General features: G+C 58.1%; 17 protein-coding genes. 5 read left to right on the top strand and 12 right to left on the bottom strand.

Translation table 11 applies throughout. From position 1 onward, the window contains the following. Positions 1-19 precede the first annotated feature (19 nt). On the bottom strand, positions 20-373 hold the full coding sequence (locus JK199_RS14930; protein ID WP_077931719.1) for a winged helix-turn-helix transcriptional regulator: 354 nt from the start codon (positions 371-373) through the stop codon (positions 20-22). A 102-nt stretch (positions 374-475) separates the two neighbouring features. Here JK199_RS14930 and JK199_RS14925 point away from each other — a divergent pair, with 102 nt between their 5' ends. From JK199_RS14925 to JK199_RS14910, 4 genes are all read left to right on the top strand, one after another. Then, positions 476-1,495: a zinc-binding alcohol dehydrogenase family protein gene (locus tag JK199_RS14925; protein WP_212377400.1), complete on the top strand. Its 1,020-nt coding sequence runs from the start codon at positions 476-478 to the stop codon at positions 1,493-1,495. A gap of 78 nt (positions 1,496-1,573) precedes the next feature. Next, on the top strand, positions 1,574-2,008 hold the full coding sequence (locus tag JK199_RS14920) for a cupin domain-containing protein (RefSeq protein ID WP_212377398.1): 435 nt from the start codon (positions 1,574-1,576) through the stop codon (positions 2,006-2,008). A 70-nt stretch (positions 2,009-2,078) separates the two neighbouring features. Continuing rightward, on the top strand, positions 2,079-2,666 hold the full coding sequence (locus JK199_RS14915) for a DNA-3-methyladenine glycosylase I (protein WP_212377396.1): 588 nt from the start codon (positions 2,079-2,081) through the stop codon (positions 2,664-2,666). A gap of 523 nt (positions 2,667-3,189) precedes the next feature. Continuing rightward, positions 3,190-3,336: a hypothetical protein gene (locus tag JK199_RS14910; protein ID WP_308164757.1), complete on the top strand. Its 147-nt coding sequence runs from the start codon at positions 3,190-3,192 to the stop codon at positions 3,334-3,336. A 67-nt stretch (positions 3,337-3,403) separates the two neighbouring features. Here JK199_RS14910 and JK199_RS14905 read toward each other — a convergent pair whose 3' ends face one another. The 6 genes from JK199_RS14905 to JK199_RS14880 all read right to left on the bottom strand — a co-directional run bounded on the left by JK199_RS14905 (position 3,404) and on the right by JK199_RS14880 (position 12,243). After that, entirely contained in the window at positions 3,404-5,488 is a 2,085-nt protein-coding gene (locus JK199_RS14905) for an FUSC family protein (RefSeq protein ID WP_212377394.1), read from the bottom strand. Between the two features lie 246 nt (positions 5,489-5,734). After that, a complete protein-coding gene (locus JK199_RS14900; protein ID WP_408742394.1) occupies positions 5,735-7,315 on the bottom strand; it encodes a carbohydrate porin in 1,581 nt (526 codons plus the stop codon). 179 nt (positions 7,316-7,494) lie between these two features. After that, positions 7,495-9,105: a TolC family protein gene (locus tag JK199_RS14895; RefSeq protein WP_212377390.1), complete on the bottom strand. Its 1,611-nt coding sequence runs from the start codon at positions 9,103-9,105 to the stop codon at positions 7,495-7,497. After that, positions 9,102-10,937, bottom strand: coding sequence for an FUSC family protein (locus tag JK199_RS14890; protein WP_212377388.1), 1,836 nt, complete (start codon positions 10,935-10,937; stop codon positions 9,102-9,104). Before JK199_RS14890 ends, JK199_RS14895 begins: the two co-directional genes overlap by 4 nt. After that, positions 10,918-11,967 (bottom strand): multidrug transporter subunit MdtN, encoded by a 1,050-nt coding sequence (mdtN, locus tag JK199_RS14885; RefSeq protein ID WP_212377386.1) that lies wholly within the window; start codon positions 11,965-11,967, stop codon positions 10,918-10,920. The genes JK199_RS14890 and mdtN overlap by 20 nt, the downstream gene beginning before the upstream one ends. A 3-nt stretch (positions 11,968-11,970) precedes the next feature. Further along, positions 11,971-12,243: a YtcA family lipoprotein gene (locus tag JK199_RS14880; RefSeq protein WP_086656178.1), complete on the bottom strand. Its 273-nt coding sequence runs from the start codon at positions 12,241-12,243 to the stop codon at positions 11,971-11,973. 100 nt (positions 12,244-12,343) lie between these two features. Here JK199_RS14880 and JK199_RS14875 point away from each other — a divergent pair, with 100 nt between their 5' ends. Continuing rightward, positions 12,344-12,700, top strand: a complete 357-nt coding sequence (locus tag JK199_RS14875) for an ArsC family reductase (protein WP_212377384.1) — start codon at positions 12,344-12,346, stop codon at positions 12,698-12,700. Positions 12,701-12,753: 53 nt separating this feature from the next. Here the strand turns inward: JK199_RS14875 and bfr are convergent, their stop codons facing one another. The 5 genes from bfr to JK199_RS14850 form a co-directional block, all read right to left on the bottom strand. Continuing rightward, positions 12,754-13,239: a bacterioferritin gene (bfr, locus tag JK199_RS14870; RefSeq protein ID WP_212377382.1), complete on the bottom strand. Its 486-nt coding sequence runs from the start codon at positions 13,237-13,239 to the stop codon at positions 12,754-12,756. Between the two features lie 226 nt (positions 13,240-13,465). Beyond that, on the bottom strand, positions 13,466-14,248 hold the full coding sequence (locus tag JK199_RS14865; protein ID WP_212377380.1) for a tetratricopeptide repeat protein: 783 nt from the start codon (positions 14,246-14,248) through the stop codon (positions 13,466-13,468). Positions 14,249-14,405: 157 nt separating this feature from the next. After that, on the bottom strand, positions 14,406-17,813 hold the full coding sequence (locus tag JK199_RS14860) for an ATP-binding protein (RefSeq protein ID WP_212377378.1): 3,408 nt from the start codon (positions 17,811-17,813) through the stop codon (positions 14,406-14,408). Then, positions 17,806-18,570: a DUF4194 domain-containing protein gene (locus JK199_RS14855; protein WP_212377376.1), complete on the bottom strand. Its 765-nt coding sequence runs from the start codon at positions 18,568-18,570 to the stop codon at positions 17,806-17,808. The genes JK199_RS14860 and JK199_RS14855 overlap by 8 nt, the downstream gene beginning before the upstream one ends. Beyond that, the gene (locus tag JK199_RS14850) at positions 18,567-20,042 is read right to left on the bottom strand and encodes a DUF3375 domain-containing protein (RefSeq protein WP_212377374.1); all 1,476 of its coding nucleotides are present in this window, start codon (positions 20,040-20,042) and stop codon (positions 18,567-18,569) included. Before JK199_RS14850 ends, JK199_RS14855 begins: the two co-directional genes overlap by 4 nt. Between the last annotated feature and the right edge of the window lie 675 nt (positions 20,043-20,717).

Raw genomic sequence — 20,717 nt, 5'->3', positions numbered from 1 at the left:
CCTGCTCTGGCTCCCGCTGTTATGGGGTCTCCCGGTGAGCGAATTCGGTATGGTCATCCCCCCATTTTTTGAGCGCCATGATAACGGGCTCAAGCGTCCGCCCACGGGCCGTCAGGCTGTATTCCACCTTTGGCGGCACCTCTGGGTACACCGTCCGCAGAACAAATCCGTCATGCTCCAGCTCCCGTAACTGCGCTGTAAGCATGCGCTGGGTAATATTGGGCAGGCGTTTGCGGATGGCGTTGAAGCGGAGCGTGCCTTCAAACAGATGATACAGGATCACGCCTTTCCATTTTCCATCAATAAGCTGAAGCGTTGCTTCAACCGCGCAGCCGGGGCTGCAATCCAGCGATTTATGACGAATACGGGGCATGGACGGTATCATTTCCGATACTAGGGGCGTTAAAAGTGCGTTCTTGTGAGGACGGATCATACCGCCCACTCTCCTGAGAATTCAACATCAGGAGCAGACATCATGCGTGCCATCGGGTATCAGACACCGCTTCCCATAGAAAATCCGGCGTCCCTTCAGGATATTGATCTGCCTGAACCCGTTGCCACCGGGCGGGATCTGCTGGTGGACGTTAAGGCGATCTCCGTTAATCCGGTGGATACAAAAGTGCGGCGCACGGCAACAGCGGAGCCGGGGGGCTGGAAGGTTCTGGGCTGGGATGCCGCCGGAACTGTGGTCGGGACCGGCCCGGAGGTTACGGATTTTGCTGTTGGGGATGAAGTTTTTTACGCAGGCGCCCTAAACCGTTCCGGCACCAATGCCGAACGGCATCTGGTTGATGAACGGATTGTTGGTCGTAAACCGCGTTCCCTGAACTGGGCGGAAGCCGCCGCCCTGCCTCTGACGGCCCTGACAGCGTGGGAAATGCTGTTTGATCGTCTGGCGGTCCATCAGCCGGTGCCCGGTGCGGCACCGGCCATTCTGATTATTGGGGGTGCAGGGGGCGTCAGCTGCATGGCCATTCAGCTTGCCAGAGTGCTGACAGATCTGACCGTCATCGCCACAGCCTCCCGCCCGGAAACGCGGGACTGGGTGACGGCTCTTGGCGCGCAGCTGGTTATTGACCACAGCAGGCCACTGGCCCCGCAGGTTGCGGCCCTGTTTGCCGGGAGCCCGGGCTTTGTGTTTTCTACCACGCAGACAGAGCAGCATCTGGCGGACAGTATTGCGCTGCTGGCCCCACAGGGGCGCTTTGGTCTGATTGATGATCCCGCAGTACTGGATGCCTTGCCGTTCAAGAAAAAAAGCCTTTCCCTGCACTGGGAACTGATGTTCACGCGGTCCCTGTTTGGCACAGAGGATATGGGCCAGCAGGGCGTAATCCTGAATGAGGTCTCACGCCTTGTGGATGAAGGGCGTCTTCGCACCACGCTGGGGGAAAATCTCGGCCCGATTACTGCGGGCACGCTGCGCAAGGCCCATGCGCTGATTGAACGGGGTCAGGCAAAAGGCAAAATTGTGCTTGAGGGTTTTCCAGAGTGATCCCGGCAGTCACCCAGAAAAACAACAGCGCAAAAGCCTTTCTTTCAAAACAGGCCTGATGGCAGGAGATGCATTTTTATGAGCGTAGAAGAGCATGTCATGACCGCAAACCGCACCGGCGGCCGGTTTGACCTCACCAGACTCGCAGCGGCCTTTCCGGAACAGGCTGACACCATGCTTCTGGATACCTACCTGACTGATAAACCCGAAGCCAGTATCAGAGTCTTTCGGATTTATCGGGATGTGCCGCCTCATTATCATACACAGTGTGATGAAGTGCTGCATGTTCTGTCCGGAGAAGGCACATTCTGGATTGATGATCCGGCGGAGGAAGCCCCGTTTGCACCGGGGCACCTGCTGGTCTTCCCGCGCCGGGCTGTGCATGCGGTGCCGCGCGTTGTGAAAGGACCGGTCGTTTTTCTGGCAATCGACACGCCCCGCCGTGCACCGGAGGACGTGGTGTTTCTCAACCCCGCCGAGGGCACACCCGCGGGCTTTATTGCGCAGGTGTGAGGCACGCCGGAGGTGATCTGCCCGACAGCTTTTCTGTGACGTACAGGTGAGGAGGGTATAGAAAAGAAAAATGACCCATCAGCCCTCGCCTGCCTCCGATGTTCCTATTTCACGCTGTCGCTGGGCGGAGACCAATCCGCTTTTGCGCACGTATCATGATGAAGAATGGGGCGTGCCCGTGCATGAGAGCCGCATGCTGTGGGAGATGCTCATGCTGGAGGGGTTTCAGGCGGGCCTGTCCTGGCTGACTGTTTTGCGGCGGCGGGACGGATTTCGGAAAGCGTTTGCAGAGTTTGACCCTGTTCAGGTCGCGCGTTTTGGAGAGGCCGATGTTGAGCGTCTGATGCTTGACCCCGGTATTATCCGGGCACGCGCCAAAATTCAGGCGACCATTGGCAATGCGCGGGCCTATCTGGCGATGCAGGAGCAGGGGGAGGATTTTTCCACGTTCTGCTGGGGGATGGTGCCCGGTGCGCCGGTCTACAATACAACCGGGCAGGTGCTGGCTCAGTCGCCCGCGTCACAGGCGCTTTCAAAAGCCCTCAAGGCGCGGGGGTTCAAGTTTGTCGGACCCGTGATTGTTTATGCATGGATGCAGGCTGTTGGCATGGTGGTGGATCATGACCCTGCCTGCTTCCGGTATGGCGTGACCTGTTAGCGCGCCTGCGCCCTGCATTAAGCACGATAGAAGAGTGTTGAATGGAGTCTCTCAGGAAAGTGAAATGTTTTTCGCATTGAAAAATCTTTCAGATACAGGAGAGGAACTGCTTCATTTCCGGATAAAAATAACTATAACCCATTAAAAAATAAGAAAATAATTTACACTATTTTTATATGTTAAACTTTAAAGGTGTGGCGCATAAAGCAACAATATGAGTCGTGCTTTATTGACGAACCCTTTTTTTGCTCATAAGGTCTGCCTCACCCCACCAGTCGGCGGGGATGGAATGAATGCAGGGAGCAGGCTGATGACGCTGCGAATGTGCAGGGACCGGCGATGTTGCATCTCAATGCAACAGGTCAAAGGTCATGATGTGCAGAACAGACACATCTTCTAATCTGCCGGGAGTGAAACTGCCGGCGGAAACACCCCTCAGAGGGTTTTGTTTTCGAGGTCAGTCATGATACGTACTTCAAAAATCATTGAAATAGACGGTGTTTTTCTGGGGACTGCAATCCAGATGAGCGGCGAGGCAGGGCAGCGTTTTTATGCGGCGCATGAGAGCGTGCGCGCGCTGCATAATGCCATTAAGCCGGATGTGGCGATGCTGGCGCGGCAGGTCGCGCAGACCTTCCGCCAGAACCGGGTTGCCTCTTACGCAGCGTAAGAGCCTCTCTCTCAGACGCCTAAGTCTCCATAACTCTCCATACTCTTATAAAAACTGTCGCTGTCCGTCACAGAGGATATCCGTGACTGACAGCGACAATATGTTCATCTTCCAGATCCGCCAGATCAAGCTTCTCCAGCAGTGTCAGCAGATCCTCCAGCGGCAGGTCCTGCCGGTCTGTTGTGCTGGACAGGGAATGTTCCGCAGGGTCAAACCGTTCTGCAAGGCGGCTGTACAGCTCGGCGCGCTGGCGGACTGCCGGTGTGGGGTCGGGTGTTTTTTCCATCCACCAGACGCTCGCGGCCCCGGCCAGTTTGCGTAACAGGAACAGGATGTCCCGCGCTTTGGCAATCTGGTCCGAGCGCCGCAGCCCTTCCAGCCGCGCTGTCTGATACTGAATTTCAGCAAGCGTGCTGGTGGTGCCAGCCTTACGGCGTGCGCTTTCAATCTGGGGCCAGCTCAGGATTTCAGGCCCAGTCGCAAGAGCTGCGTAGCGGATATTGGCACGAAACGCTTCGGCCACCTGCGTGGCCAGAGGGGCATCGCGTCGTTCCGGCCAGAGCAGCAGGCAGCCTGCCAGCCCCACCAGACTGCCAATAATGTTGTTAATGGCGCGCGCCAGCGCCACATCCCACCCAAGACCCGGGCTGACCAGATCGGTCACCAGCACAAACAACTGCGTCATGAACATCACGCAGAGTGCGTAATTGACGCTCCGCAGCGCAATGGTCGCCGCCGCCAGCGGGAAGATAAGGAGCAGAATACTCCACACAGGCAGTAGTACGCCCATAACGGCCGCCAGCAGGCCGCCTGCAATGCTGCCAATAACCCGCTCAATGGTGCGCGGGAGCGTTGTGGTCACGCGCGGCTGCGTAACAACCACCACCGCCATCATAGCCCAGTAGGCGTAGGGCAGATTCAGCCTGAGAGAAATAGCATAGGCAATCAGCACACAAACGCAGAGCCGCGCGGCATGGCGCAGCCCCTGCGCGCGCGGGACGGCGGCTGGGCGTGCCGCGCCGGAGCGGGTCTGGCCGGTTGCGTGTGCCTGCGGGGTGGAGAGAGTCTGCCAGGCAGTAATCAGGTCCTGCACAGCCTGCGCACAGACATGGGCCCCTTTGCTGAACAGATCTGTCTCCTGTTCTGCAATGCGGGCCAGCAGGCGCTGCTGCCGGAGCAGGCGTTCAGGGCGGGGTTCCGGGCGCTGGGTTTCCAGCGCCATGCGGTGCAGGGTGGTTGTCACCACCCGGACGGTGCGGCGGGCCGTGCGTGAGGTTTCACCCGACAAAACGGCATGCTCAAACGCAATCAGCGCGATAAAAATCCTGTCACACGCTTCAACAGCAGGCATCAGCGTGGCACGGGTGCGGCTGCTGATGGCATCAGCGGACAGAACTTCAATCCGCCCGCGTGTCCGTTCAATCCGGCTGCGGATTTCCCGCCGGAAGGCCCCGGCGGAGGCGCGCTGCGGCTTTCTGCTCTGGCCGTCCGGCTTCATGAGGTCGAGCATACGGCGCGTCATGCGCTCTTCTTCCCGCAGGACTGCGGCGCAGGCCAGCCGCAGCGGGGTATAAGGGTCCACCGGCCACGCCAGAACGCAGATCAGCGTGGCCCAGATGGCCCCAAGGGCAAACAGGCCGGAGAGCCGGAGTGCTACATCTGGCGGGAAGGGATAACAGACAGCCACCACAGCGACGATGGCCGCCAGAACGCCAATTTGTGTGGCAATCGCCCCGCGCAGGCGGCCCAGTGCGCAGCCAAACACGCTCACGCCGAGGGCCAGAAAAGCAGGCACAAGCCCAAACCCCGCCGCCGCAGAAACGGACCCGCTGATAACCGTACCAAGGGCTGCAAATTTCAGCATGGTCGCCAGTCGTGGGCGCAACAGCCCACCGGGGTCTACAAGGCAGGTCCAGAACGCCGCAAAGGCGGACCATGCCATGAGCGGGGTGTGCAGGTACAGCGCCAGCAGCATGACGGTCCCTACCGCGACCCCGGCACGCAGACCTTCCCGCACGGCAACCTGTTCCGGCGCAATGGCAATGGCCCGCACGCCCAGCCAGTGCGCGATGGCGGACGGGATCAGGCTGCGGGAGGCAGCCCGTAGGATTGTCGGTTTACGGGGGAAGGAAAGTGGCAGGTGTTTTTTCATGGACAGTCAGGCTGGAGAGGGAACAGGGCAGGAAAAAAGCAAGCGGACGCCTGCCATTATGCGGGATGGCAGGGCATGCTCTGCAAGCAAAAAAACAAAGAAAACCGGGACGTGAAGACCCGGGGAGGAAGGATCGGTAAAAATGGCGGGACAGATCGCGCTGGGGGCTGGTGTGCTCAGTCCAGAGTGGCGTTATAACATCGCTATCTCACACTCTGGCCCGCACTTCAACCGGGCGGGAGGGATTCAGAACGTGACACTCGTATGCAGTCCGAAAATCGTCTCATTCCCGATACGGCGGGAAGAGGCCGGGTAACGCGGGTCGGCTTTCCCCCCCATCGGGTTCCAGATTTCCTGAAAATCCGGCTGGACAACCAGCCATGGCCTGACTTCCGCCTGATAGGTAATTTCCAGATGGTTTTCATCACCGGGGACAAGCGTGTTTGCTGTGCGGTTATAGCGCCGCCAGCCAGAGCTGGAACGGCCAACGCCCCAGCCAATCCCTACCGTGTCATTCGGGCGGCCGGAAAAGGGGGCCTTCAGGTTCAGTCCGGCATCTGCGGCAAAACTGACCATATTGCGGTCCCCGCTATTGCCGGTTGCGCGCACAAATATCCCCAGAGAGCGGTCAGATTTGTAGGACGGCCGCCAGACCATCTGGTCAACCACGGCATAAACCATCCAGTTCCCACGGTCCCAGCGTGGAAAGCCGCCGTTTTTCCCCATAAGCTGATCACGCGTGTTGTAGCGATAGTCCGGGAATTTCCCCGTGTCATAAAACCCGCCAAGCTTGTAGATGCCGGGCAGGCCGGGATCTTTTGTGGCGTCTGAAAGGTCTTCAGGCTGGCGGTTGAGCGTGTAATGCAACTCCCCGATCAGCAACGCTCCGGAGCCTGTGTTAAAACGGGTTCCGCTGCCATCATGCGTGACCTGATTGGTCTGGTCCGCCGTGTTGCCGCCATTCTGGATCGTGAAGGCATTATAGCGGTTACCCGGCGGGTTATCATCCGCCACAGCCGCCAGAACGGTAAAGGCATGCGTCACATGATAGCGGACCCGCAACGCAGGAGAGGCTAACGGCCAGGAGGGGCCACCGCTGTACAGATTGACGGATGGCGCCATGGGCCAGCCAAAATTGGAATTGAGAAACAGGCCGCCATAGTTTGTCAGCATGAATTCCGATTCCAGATTCTGCTGCCCGATTTTGATACCGAGTTTTCCGTCAAACAGCAGTTGCCGGTACCAGAGTTCAAACAGGCGGGTGGACCGGTCGGCTTCATAACTGCTGACAGGGTTGTAATTGGCCAGATGATCCTGCGTGATGGAACGGCCACGTGTTTGCAGCGCACTGATGTTAAAGATTCCGCCTTTCAGGCCAATCAGCTTTTCCAGATCAACCCGCAGGGTGGGGGCGGTAACGGCATCATAGGCCGGACCGGTGCCGGACCCTGTGCGTACGTCCGCACTGGTGGGAGCCCCGCCGGAGGTATTGCCCCACAGTTCTTCCACGTCCTCCATATCCAGCGTGATGCCATACTTGTAGAGCCAGGTTCTCAGGCCGCCCATCGTGCCGAGGAGGTTATCGCTGGTGTCCAGATCATCCTCTTTTTTCTGGCTGGCGCGCGGCAGATGCAGCCCTTTGACGGTAATCCCCATGCCAGCCTGATTCATGAACGGGGCGGAGTTGCCCAGACTGTCCTGATTCTGCTCAACCTGATCTTCCGCCGGACTCTGCGCCAGCCCGCTTGCCGGGAGCAGACTGCTCAGGCAGGACAGAGCGGTGCCAAAAACCATAACAGACCGCCGCAAAGGCCGTGTAACAGGCATAACAAGGCTGGTGAGTAAGGCGGGCCGCATACTGCTTCGGTTTCCTGTGGGACGGATTCTGAACAACACTCCTGTGCTGGGATGTTTGTCCGCGCCATTTTAGCGGTCTGATCCCTGAGGTCAAAATTTCCCGAAACCCGGTTGGGCAACCTTTATGGACTGGCGGGAGGTGACTGGCGTCAGTTCTGCGGGGCATCCCCCAGCGCGCCGGTGGCAAAGGCCAGACTGGCTGCGGCAATCAGGGCGGCATAATAGGTGTCTGAATGGCCAAGCTGCGCATCCAGCAGGCCCGTCTGCGCCAGTGTGGCCTGTGTTATGGACCCCACCCCGCTGCGATAAGCGGCAAAAGCGGCATCAAAGCTGGTCTGAGCCGCTGTTTGCAGGTGGCCTGCCGCCGTGTACGCACTCAGGCTGCCATGCAGGCTGTTTTCCGCCACGACAATCTGTTTGACAGACTCATCCACCGTTTTGCGCAAAAGGGTCTGTGCGCTGTCAGCCTGATTTTTAGCCTGCCGCAGCATGGCGGCCCGCATCCCGCCATCAAAAACAGGCACGGTAATCCCCCCCAGAATCAGGCTACTGAAGTTGTTGGTGGAGAGGTTCAGCGTCGGGCTGGAGTCAGACCCGACGCCCGGCACGGAAGACAGCGCCAGATGGCCGGTCGTATAGGCAACATTCCCGGAGAGAAAAACCTTTGGCAAAAACTCGGCTTTTGCTGCGGCAATGTTGCTCTGTGAGGCCTTTGCCGCAGCATAAGCGGCCAGCACATCCGGGCGCTGCGCCACGGCCTGCCTGATCATATCGTCTGTCAGGCGCATATCGGCCAGTGTCAGCGGACGGTTTGCAATATCCTGCGTCTGCAGGCGGGTGCTGGGGGAAATTCCCATCGCGGTCATCAGGTCAAGATAGCTGTTCTCTGCAGTGTTCTGCGCCTGCACCAGCAGGAGTTCCGCCTGTGCCGTCATCTGCCGGGCCTGCGTGGCATCCACAATGGTGCCCTGACCTTGCCTGAGGCGCATGTCTGCCGCCGCCTGCACCTTTCTGGCGTTTTCCAGCGCCTGCGCCACCAGCGCAACACGGGCAGCCGCTGCGGCATGCGTATAAAAAGCCAGCGTTACCCCGTAGATGACTTTCTGATGGGCTGCCGTAAACAGGATATTGGTTGCCAGTTGCGCCTGTCTTGCTGCGTTGATCACGGCTTCCCGCTTGCCAAAGTCAAACAGCAACCACTGCATGCTGAGCGTCTGCACCTCACCATGGCCGGAATTACGGTTTCTGACCCCATCCCCAAGGGAGTCTGCCTGATTGATCCCGTTATTGATCAGGCTGCCAATCTCCCCGGCATTGCTCACGCTCGGGTTGGCGCCATTATTGCGCTGGTGCGTATATCCCCCCACGACCGTGGCGCTCAGATGCGGCAGATAGGCTGTGCGGGTAATGCCAACAGCCAGAGCGGCATCCCGCGCGGTGTTCCATGCCTGCCGCGTTGTCGGGTTGGCGGACTGTGCGAGGTCAATCAGTTCCGGCAGGGAGTAGGTATGCGTGGTGCTGACCTCCGCCTCAGGCGGGCGCGGCAGAATGGTCTGGTTGGCAGGCAGCGTATAGCCCGCAGGCAGGGTCAGACCGTGTTTTGGTTTGCCGGGGCGCAGTTCCCCTGTGGGGGAGACATCCGGCTGCCATGGTGCATCCGGTCGGTCCGGCGCGCTGTTCAGGGCCTCGGTTGCGCAGCCTCCCAGCAGAAAAATCAGGCTTGTGGTCAGGCAGGCTGCGCGGCGGGAAAGGCGGGTCATGACAGCATTTTATCCAGAGAGGCGAGTTGGGCGGACGCGGCAGCGCGCCGGGCGGGGATCAGCGCCTCTTCCGTCAGGGAGGCGATCTGGTTTGTCATCGTCTGGCAGGTGGCAAGCCCTTCCATGCGGGCCCGCAGATGAACAGGCTCGACACTTGCAAACTCAATCATGCGCTCCGTCTGGGCCAGAGCGGTTTGCACACTGGCGGCGCGTTGCAGGCGTTCCTGCTCCGTCGGGGCGGCAAGCTGGGCGTGCAGGGCTTTGAGCGTTGCAGAAAGCTTGTCCCGGATTTTGTCATACGCGCTGGACGGCCAGAAGCTGGTAAAAACCGCATAGGTGATGAAATTGCCAAGAAGAATACCGATAATGCGGTCCCGCGCCGTCGTCATGTCCGATGTCGGGCCATAGCCCTTCAGGTCGGAAAGGAAGAACGCCAGACCAATCTGGAAGCCTGCATACGCAATCCGTTCATCACCAGATTTGACCCATGCCGCCAGTAGGGAGCCTGCAAAAATCAGCACCAGAAATGCCGCGATATTGGTGAGGTGCGGCATGACGAAAATGATGGAGAGAATTGCCAGAGCGCCGCCGGTCAGCGCCCCGGTAATGCGCAGGGTCAGTTTGGAAACCATTTCTCCCATGGTCGGGAGTGCGACAATAAAGCAGGTGATGATGCAGGTATGAATGCCGTCCCAGTTCAGAATTTTGAAGATAAAATAACTCAGCATGACTGAGGCTGTGCCTTTGACGGCAAAACGCACATGGTCCGGATTGGTCCAGACATCCGGGGCGAAAAAACCGGAGGCAGAGGATGTCTCCTTTGGTTTTTCAGAGGCTTGTTCACCATTCCGGTCCGGATTTCTGGCAGGCTGCGTGAAGTCAGGCAGAAGAGATGCAATCTGGATCCGGGCCGGGTCAGCAGACGGGACGGCAGGGCGGGGGATTTCTGTCGGATAATCCCCTTTCTGGAAAATTTCTGCCATTTCAAGCAGGGTTGCAATCAGCTCTTCCGGCGGGGCATCGCGCCTGTCCGGTGTATCTGCTGTGTTGCAGGCGGCTGCATGCGCAAGGGCAAGAACCCCTGCGCTACGCGGAATAGCCTGTTGCAGACAGGCAAGATCCTGCCTGCGCCACAGTTTTTCCAGCCCTGCCATTTTCAGGGAGAGCATCATGCCTTTTGTCCCTTCCCGCAGAAGGGTCTCGGCCTGATCGTGTTGTTCCTTGTTTTCCGGAGTGCGGAGAAGGGCCGCGCTCAGACGTAAATGGTTTGCAACAGAGCGGGTTAGCAGGGTTTTGGGGGAGGGGCAGATAAAGGGGGCCAGACAGACCATGACCGCACCGGGGACCAGAATAAACAGATCCGCGTAGAGCAGGGCGCGTGTGGCAAGCTCCCCGACAGGCACATTCCCGATTGCGATCATGGCGTACACCACCACCAGCCCCAGCATGTATGCCACAGGCTTCAGCTTGCTGGCGGAGCCGAGGAAGAAGAACCCGAAAGAGAGAAGAGCCGTGGCAATGGCAAGGCCCATCGGGTGGTCCAACGTCAGGCGCACCAGCCCGAACATCAGGAGGATAATAAGGCCAAACAGCAGATTGACCGCCAGTCCTGCCAGAACGTTGGTCACGCGGTCTTTCTGCCACAGGGCCATGGTGACAAGGGCCGGTACGGCAAGGTCCGGCACCTGCCAGATTTCCCCCACCAGCACGGTGACTGTGCAGGCCGCCGCCATGCGCAGGGCTGCGGTGCCACGGCCGGGGGAGCGTTCCGTAATCAGCCGCCAGATCCGGCTGGCGGTCAGAGGGCGGACGTTAGTGGCAGGCTTCGCCATGCCGGATCTCGACTGTGGCTGTCGCACCCAGCCGCAACAGGCGCGGGTCTGCCGGGTCCAGCCGGATACGCACCGGGAAGCGCTGCGCCACGTGCACCCAGTCCATCTCCCGTGGCACCAGTGGCAGCCCACGGGCCAGCCCCGCAGAATCGAGGGAGGCCACGCCCCAGCCAATGCTTTCCACATGGCCACGGATCGGGGTGTGCCGGTCGATCATGGAATAGACGGTTGCGCAGTCTCCCGGTGTTATCGCGCCGAGTGTTATTTCCCGGATGTTGGCGCTGGCGTACCAGGCATCATTGGCAATCAGGGTAAAAAGCACCTGAGAGGGTGCGAGAATCTCCCCTTCCTTGACGCGCAGGCTTGTGACGTACCCGTCCGTCGGAGCAAGGACGGTCGTCTGGCGCAGAGCGTAGCGGGCCTGATCCAGCATGGCCTGAGCAGCCTGCTGCGCCGCCAGAGAGCTTTTTAAATCCCCGATTGCCGTCTGGGCGGCGCTGGCCTGCTGGTGGCTCTGCGCGAGGGACACAGCAGCATCATTCAACGCCACGCGTGCCTGATCATATTGCTGCCAGGGGATATAGGCATGCCCGGCCAGAGGCCTGAGGCGTTCCACGGTGCGGGCTGCGAGATCATGGTTGGTCTGCGCACGGGTTGTCTGGTCCTGCGCAACGGCGGCGTTAGCGGTTTTTACAGCCAGAAGGCGCTTCTGGTTCTCCACTTCCGCTGCGGCAAGCGCCAGATTGGCTTCTGCCTGCCGCACGGCCAGCGCGTAAGGTTCCGGGTCCAGCCGGTAGAGGGCATCCCCTTTTTTAACCGCCTGATTGACATGGACGGGCAGGGCAATCAGCCGCCCCCCTACCGTGGAGGCCATATGCACCACCTCGGCATCAATGGAGCCGCTATCGGATGAGGGATAGGCGCTGTCTTGCCGGGAGACATAGACCCCCAGACCAATGGCCCCCAGAATACAGACGGCTGCCACAGCAAGCCCGACAGGGCTGGTGGTGGAGAGAGAGACTTTTTTCATACGCTACGGTCCGAACCAGATCAGCCACGCCAGCAGCGCGGTGATCACCCCGAGTGACAGGTAGGTAAACAGGCGCAGGCTCAGGATGGCATCAAGGCCCGTCAGCACAAACACCACGCGCAACGTAACAGCGACGGCAATGCCGATCATGCCGCACAGCATCCAGTCCGGAAAATACGCGCCGACCAGTGAAAAAGAGGGTGCGCCCTGCACTGCGCATCCGCCAAGCAAAAGAGCAGAACTGATGCCAAACGGGCGGATGAGGGAACGAAGCATGGCTGCAAAGTGGTCTGATTTCTGCAAACCTGTCAATCAATTCAGCCAGACGGTCCTGGCTGATAAAAGTCAGGGCGGCAAAAGGATGAAAGGACGGCAGATGACAGCAGCAGTCGTGATGTATGGACTCAAGAATTGTGACACCATCCGCAAGGCCCGAAGCTGGCTTGAGGCGCACGGTGTAGACTACCAGTTCCATGACTACAAAAGTCAGGGCATTGATGCCGCGCATCTTGAAAAATGGATGGAGGTGGTCGGGTGGAAAACGCTGCTCAACCGGGCGGGAACAACATTTCGTAAATTACCGGAAGACCAGAAAACCGGTCTGGATGCAGCAAGAGCTCTGGCGCTGATGCTGGCCCAGCCTTCCATGATCAAACGGCCTGTTCTGGAGGCAGGGTCGGTGATCGTGGGGTTTAAGCCCGAGCTGTATGCAAAGGCCTTTGCGGCCCGCTAGAGCAGGCCTGCTCCCCCGGCCGGGATGGCCGGAGGGAGCGAAACACTGTGTGCTTATTCCTGATCAGGAGCAGCAGCAGAGTTCAGGTGGATGTAGCGTTCAATGCCAACCTGCTTGATCAGGTCGAACTGGCGATCGAGGAAGTCTTCATGTTCTTCTTCGTTCGTCAGGATTTTCAGCAGCAGGTCACGGGAGACATAGTCCCGCACGCTTTCGCAATAGGCGATGCCTTCACGCAGGTCGCCAATGGCTTTTTCTTCCAGCTTCAGGTCGCATTCCAGAATTTCCTTCACGTCCTGACCAATCAGGATTGTGTTCAGGCGCTGGACGTTCGGCAGGCCACCCAGGAACAGTATGCGTTCAATCAGCCAGTCGGCATGACGCATTTCTTCGATGGATTCTTCATATTCCTTCTTGCCCAGCAGGGTCACGCCCCAGTGGCGCAGGGTGCGGGCATGCAGGAAATACTGGTTGATTGCCGTCAGCTCGTTCGTGAGCTGCGTGTTCAGATGCTCAATAACTTTTGTGTCTTTAACCATGATGCGGACTCTTTGCTCTTGTTGAGAAATACCGGCCCGCATGTAACGCAACCTTTTGAGGGATGCAAATAAAAAACGCTTCTATATCAATAGAATATGGGAATTAAGTCTCACTATCAACTAGAGACATTTCTTATCAGACACTTCTGCAAGCATAGAGATTTTGCGTAACGGAGATGTGAGGCCTCTGTAGAGGTCTTCATGAAGAAGGCGTGCGTGCAGCGACTCAGGCTGCCCCGGCCGCAGGCTCTCCCTGTCCTGGCAGTTTTTGCAGGCGTTCCTGCAAGGCCGCATAAAGTGCCGGGTCAGACGCGGGGCCGAGTGCGGTTAAGGAGCGTTCCATAGCCAGAAGAATGTCCGACGTGGCATCCGGCAACGCCTGACGCCACCAGTGCAGGGCATCTTCTACCTGCCCTGTGTCTGCCAGAGCGGTCGCGTAGTTATGGCAGCCGCGATAGTCGCCCCCTTCGGCGGATTTTTGGTACCAGACAAGAGCCGCGGCCTTATCCTGCGGGGTTTCCCACCCTTCTTCCAGAAAGCGGGCAAGCAGGTTCATGGATTTTGCGTGCCCGTTATGGGCTGCTGCCGTAAAAAGCCCGAGTGCTTTTTTCAGGTCCTGCGGCATGCCAAGCCCCCGCATGGTCAGAATACCCAGATTATAACGGCCCCATTCGTCGCCCAGTCTGGCGGCGGCGTCATAATGGTGGGCGGCTTGTTGCAGGTTCTTCTCGCACCCCCAGCCAAAATGGTGGCAGCGCCCGAGCATGTTGTGCGCGGGGCCGTAGCCCGCCTTGGCCGACATGGTAAACCAGATAAGCGCCTGTGCGTGGTCAGGCGGAACATGCGCGCTGTTCAGCAACACCTTGCCCCATAAAACCTGATCCAGATGATGCCCGCCAATGGCGCGCTGCCGGATAGCTTCAATCTGATCAGGCAAAGGGGCTGGAGCAGGCTTTCTGGTTTTGCTCTGCCGTGTAAACAGCTGCTGCCACAGGCCTGACCCTGACATGATCCTCACCCTCTTTTTTGAGAAGGATTATCATTATCAAAATAAAGACGCAGTGGCAACCACGAGGGCTTATTGCCCCGCTATGTTCTGAATGCAGGCCTTAGACGCGGCTGAGCGGGCAAGCGCTGCATTAGAGGAACAGCCGGTGTGGTCCAGCTCACACTGGCTGTTCTTCATACTGGGCGGCCTCGTGCGGGGTATCCTGAAGTGAGGCCTTGTTAGAAAAATGCTCTTCAATACTCAGAACGCGCAGGCGGGAGTAGTTACCATCCCGGTTATCAACAAACCCGACGCTTGAGACAAAAGGTTCAATAATATGAATCTTTTGCAGTGGTGTGATGATAAGCAACTGCATGTTGAGTTGCTGGAACAGCCGCAGACCATATTGCGTGGACTCATCAGACCCACGACCAAAGGCTTCATCAATCACGACAAAACGGAAAGAGCGGGACCGCACTTCACCCCATTCCAGCCCGAACTGGTAGGCCAGACTGGCGGCAAGAATGGTATAGGCCAGTTTTTCCTTCTGGCCGCCGGATTTGCCGCCGGAATCTGTGTAATGGTCAAACTCGGCTTCATCCGCGCGCCAGCGTTCACTGGCCGCGAAGGAAAACCAGTTGCGCACATCAGTGACTTTTGCTGTCCAGCGCTGGTCCTGCTCCGCACGGCCTTCCCGCCCTCGGAAGCGTTCAATAATGGTTTTGACCAGATGGAACCGCTGCTCGGAATATTGCTCTGCCTCATCACCAGAAACGGTATTTTCCGTACAGGCGCGCAGAGACGCCTGAAAATCACGGATTTCCGGGTCGAGCGTCTGGTGCGCTTCCAGCCGGATATAGCGGTCCGGATTATAGTCAATCTGGGTGAGGGATGTATTGATAACGGCAATCCGTTCCCGGATAATTTCCCGCTCCTGCGCCAGATGCGCGTTGAAATTCGCGATCTCGTTAATTGTGTTTACTGTCAGAAGATTTTTAAACCGACTGACAAAGCGGGGGAGATCATCTTTTTTAAGGTGGTCCAGCAGCGCGCAATACTCGGGGCCAGCCGCCAGATGGCAATCCATATCCTGTGCATCGAGCGGATAGGCCGCCCGGAAGTCCCGCATATCGCCCAGAATACTGTCGCGCAGGCTGTCCAGCGTGCGCTGTTGCTGGTCAATCCGGGTATCCAGCAGGTCTCTCATCTGCGTTTCAGCCGCTTCGCAGGCGTCGGGACTGCTCAATTCAGGGTCTTTAAGCTGTGCCTGAAGGTTTTGCAGGTCTTCTTGCTGCTGCGGCGTCAGCACATACGCGCTCAGGGTTGTCTGACATTGCTGTAGCCGGGCCTGAAGCTGGGCGACGGACTGATCCAGCAAAGCCTGTTTTTTATACAGATCCAGATACGCCGTATCAGCCTGCCGGAGTGTCTGCTCTGCCTGATTTTTCTGCTGCCTGAGTTCTCGCAGGACATCTGAGGTTGCCGTCAGTGCCTCGCGTTCGGCTGTCAGGTGTGCGGCGGTCTGTGCGGCACTGTGCCAGTCCAGTTCCGTATAATCGGGATAGCGTTCCAGCCGGGTCAGTGTTTCAAACCGCTCTTGCAGCATTTTGCGGGTATTTTCCGCCTGCGCAATGTCTCCGGCATGTTTCTGGATCAGGGCTTCCTGTGCCCGTTGCCGCTCTTCAAGCGCTGCTATCTTGATGGCGTTGTTCCAGCCCAGCACATAGCGGCTGCGGTCATCAATCCTGTGGCGGTCATCTTTTTCATGCCGTCCGCCGGGTTCCTTGACCTGCCCGGACCGGGTGACGGCCTTGCCGGAGCGTCGGAACTCTTCCTGCGTTTCACAGCAGGTAAAGCTGAAGCGGTGCCCCAGTTCATTTTCCACCCAGAGCCGCATGGGGGAGTCCGGATGGACCTCCAGTTTCTGCGCCAGAGTATGAGGGTGGCGTGCTGCCTGAGATCCGGCACGGTGTTGCTGAATATGATAGTAAACCAGACGGCCTTTCAGATGCGTACGGTCAACCCAGTCCGCCACCTGAGCATAGAGATGGTCCGGCACCAGCAGCGATAATGCAAAACCATGTAGCAGGCGTTCCGCCGCACCTTCCCATTCCCGCGCGTCATCCCGCACACGGATCAGTTCCCCGGCAAAGGGCAGATCTTCGGCTGATACGCCCAGAGCCTCACACAGCATGGCGCGCATGCGGATCTGCCGTTCGTCAATATTACTCTGGCGTTTGCGCAGACTGTCCAGTTCTGTGAGGATTTCGGCATGCTGGTTTTTCTCTTCATGGAAGAGAATACTTTGTTCCGTCAGGTCTTTTGCCAGCCAGCTATCCTGTTTTTTCCACTCGGCTTTCTGCTTTTTTAGGTGCCGGGTCAGTTCCTGAAAGGCTTCAGCCGAACTGGCAGGCTTTACATTCAGCCTCTCGACAAGCCCTGCATAACTGGCGGCGTTCCTGCGGCGCTCTTCGGTCGTTTTTTCGGCCTGCTGGATGGCAGCGGCAAGCTGCTCCAGCCTGTCGCCCCCATTGGCGTAAATAGCCTGCCGGATTTCTTCAAGCTGCTGCTGGCACGTGATGCGGACCGCATCCTGCGCGTCTAACTGGTGCTTGTTTGTTGCAGCACTTTCCTGCTCTCTGGCACTCTGCTGCTCTAGCAATGTGGCTTTCTGGCTTGCAAAATAACCGGGCAATGCCTGACGGCTGGTTTTAAGCTGCTCACTCCGGGTCTCACTTTCCGCATAAGCGGCCAGATCTTCCGCCAGAGGGGTGAGCAGGCTGATCTGCTTCTGGGCCTTCAGGACGGCCTGATGCGCATCATCCAGATCTTCAAAATGCGAGATCAGGGCGTGGATGCGCTCAGTTGCGTCAAACCGGGCCAGCATGTTTTCCCGCACGAAATCTGTGATGTTATCAACAGATTTCATGGAAACAGTTTGCAGGAAGAGGTCCAGAGCCTGTTCGTTCTCAATGCCAAAGCGGCGGCGGAACCAGGCGGCGTAGCGGTTAAAGCTGTCTTCTACATCGGCACCCAGCGCCCGCAGATTTTTGCGGAGTTGCAGAATATCCGACCCAAAGCCGGTAAAATGCTCCTGAATGGAGAGTTCTTTTTCAGCCCCCACAAAAAAACGTGCGGGTTGAACCTGCTGTTTTTTAATCCAGAAGACTTGCGCCAGCGTAACTGTCTGCAGATATCCTTCATTTTTAAAAACGCCCAGAATAACCGTATAGCTCTGGGTGTCACGCAGGCTGACAGATTTGGTGGACCCGGTTGCATCGTTACGCTCGGATTTATAGTGGCCCGTGACGTAAGACCGAAGGGAGCGTTCCCGCGTATCCGCACCTGCGGCCTTGTTGTAAACAATGCGCTGGGCCGGTACGAGCAGGGTGGTGATGGCATCCACCAGTGTGGATTTGCCGGACCCGATATTCCCCGTCAGCAGAGCGTTCCGGCCATTGAGGTCAAAACGCCAGATCCGTTTATCAAACGTGCCCCAGTTCAGCACTTCCAGCCGGTGCAGGCGGAAGCCAGCCAGACGATCATCCACGGCAAAGTCGAGCGGGGCTTGCTGGGTGTCAGTCACGGTCGGTCAGTCCTGTCGGGGCATGGTCAGAAAAAAGCTGGAGGTCAGGTTCGGGGTCCTGTTCCTCGGGGTCGGAGGACGCAGCACGGGGTGTCATCGCTTCAGTCTGTTCAAGGGTGCGCGCGTGCGTCAGATAGGCCTCCAGCCGTTCATCAAGCGTGGCCAGCCATTCCGCATCAATATAGGCCTTGAGGATACGCCGCACTTCATACTGGGGCTGGGCGTTCGGCGTTTCTGCGCTCGTGGGCGGCAGGGGACGCAAAAAGCCAAGGTCAATGACGCGACGGATGTAGGTTTCAATCTGCGCAAGCTGCCGGACCTCGTTACTGCTTTCGGGTAGGAAGGTCTGGAGCAGGGAGGCAATATCGTCCCGGCTGAGAATAAGGCGAGTTTCACCGCCTATGGCGTCAAACCGCACAAGCTGGCGGCGCAGCAGGGCCAGCAGCAGGCTGACATGGAAAGAAAGTGGCCGCCGGGCAATCAGGCGGGGCATGCGTGCGGCGATGGCATCGTCCTCGGCTTCGGGCACGCTGCGCAGATAGGCGTAGCCCTCGGCAGGGTCGATGATCAGCATTAGCCCGAGCACAGAAACATAGTCCCGCACCTGATTTTGCAGGTGGAGCAGATGCCCCCACAGACCTTCATCTTCCTCCCGGTAAATCACCCCTTTCAGCAGCGTGATGGCTAGGGTGGACAGAGAGACGGGCAGGGAGGGCTGAGCCGGGGCGGCATCAAGCGTATTCAGAGTCTGGCTCATGCCGACCTCACAAAAATGACGCGTTGCAGGGTGGCGTTGCGCGTGATGATGGAACCGTCGGCACTCATGATGTCCCAGCTTACATGATCGCTCGTCTTTTCATCAATGAGGCTTTCAAAGCGTTCACTGCTGAGCTGGAGATAGGCGACAAGTTCGGATAATCCCTGCTCCAGCGGGTAACGGCGCAGCAGGGCGGCGAGGCTGACTTGCGGGGCCTCTGCCAGAGCCTGCTGGATATTGTCAGTCAGACGCAGGCGGTCCACCACAACCTGTTCATATAACGCCATGGGGTCTGCTGCTTCCGCTGCGTCGTCCGGCAGCGGGTCGAGGCTCAGAAGGGTTGGAAGCGGCGGGGCATACAGGGGCCGCTCCATAATAAGGTCCGGTGTAGCTGCCATGGAGTCAAGTTCTGTCAGGCTTTCATCTGGCGGGTAGTCTGGCAGGTAGGGGCGTGCGGCAAGCGCACGCGCTTCAATATGATGCAGAATATCCATAATACGCCGGGTTTCCTGCCGGCTCTGATCATCCAGAAACTGTCGCAGGCGGTGCGAAAGCTGGGCGACGGTGCGTTGTGTATGGTCGCCTGCTTCCAGCCAGTCATAATGAATACGGCGCAGGCGCGGGTCCGGGTGCAGAGCCGCAATGACCGGAAGAGACAGAATATGGTCCAGTTGCTGAGAAAGCTCTTCCTGCCGGCTGCTGGACATCAGAAAGTTCCAGAAGGCCTGAAAACTGCGGCCCTGATCGGAGTTATTGATCAGATCATGCTGGGTCAGAATTTCATCCAGCAGAGCGCCTTTGGTGCCGTCCCACAGGGCCACACGTTCCCGCACCGCACGGTCCAGACGCCGGAAATTATGCTCAACCTCACGGAAATCAGCCAGAAGATCACGCGCCATGCGGGTAAACTGGGAGAAGCGTTCCTTGATGCCGGTATCATCCATCAGGCTGACATCCCCGCTCTGGATACGGGCAATTTCAGCATCAATCTCATCCCGGCGCTGGCGCAGGTCTGCAAGGCGCTGCTCCGGGTCGCTCTGGGTGCCTTCATTCATCTGGCGTAGCAGATCAAACAGCGTGCGCAGGCGGGATTCCGTGCCAACAAAGCTGCGTTCAGCAAGCTGTTCCAGCCATGATAACGCCTTCTCGGTCGCAGGCGTCATATCAAAAACGGCGGTCTCCGTGCCTTGCTGATAGAATTTTCTCAGCCAGCCTTTATCGGGAGACGCCCAGTCTTCCAGATAATCCCGGGCGGTTCTGGGGAAGGCTGTGTCCTCCATCTGCTGGCGCAACGCATACAGGGTGTCTTCCAGCGCTTCCGCCATGTCCTCCGCTTTCAGGCTGCGCACATTGGGGCGAACGAACACCTGATGCAGAAAACTCAGGATAAGCGGCGCGTGGTCCGAGCATAACAGGCGCCAGGCCGGGTTATGCTGGCGCATACTGTTCAGGGTTGTAAAATCAAGCGCCATCCTTGCCAGCTCCTGTCTGCTTCGTCACCGATGCGGCAGAGGCCTTGTTACAGGATGTAAAGGGGCGAGGCGAGAGACACTGGCCGGAGAAAAATATCTGCGAACACTGTGCAGACACGCTGTCTGCTGGGGCCGGGGGCAAAGACTCATCCGGCATGATGGTTATTTTTAGGGCTTAGGAGTGCGCGCCCAGTTGAAGCGGGAAGTAGCGACCCAGAATGCCTTCGTAAGAGCGTGTCAGATTGACGGTGCCAGCATGAGCAGGCAGCGCGTTTGTCACGTTATTCATCATGAAACTGGCATTGAAATTCTTGGTGATGTGATACCCGATTGTCGTGTTGAAATAGATGAAGTTATTACGCTGGTTTTCTTCCTAATCACTGTAAGGGCAGCTTCTTCTTCGGTTTTTCTGGCTTACGTCTGGAAAGACCAACAGTGTTTTTCTCTTCCTGTGTCAAACCCGTAGGTTCCAACGTTCCCGGGATTTGGAAGGTGGGAGGAATATTGGTTTCTTACCTGAGACCCAACCTTGCATGGTTCTGGGCTTTTATAAAAGACCTCGTCGTGCGGGCATAAAGGGCAGCAGCCTCTGGCGGCCTAGGGCCTGTTAGGCCTTGATATAGTCTGCTGTAGCGGCGATGAGGATGACGGAAAGAAAGGATGCGGCTGTCTTTT

This window comes from Acetobacter persici (assembly GCF_018256955.1).
Classification (GTDB): Bacteria; Pseudomonadota; Alphaproteobacteria; order Acetobacterales; family Acetobacteraceae; genus Acetobacter; species Acetobacter persici.
This window is presented reverse-complemented; position numbering and strand designations above follow the sequence as displayed.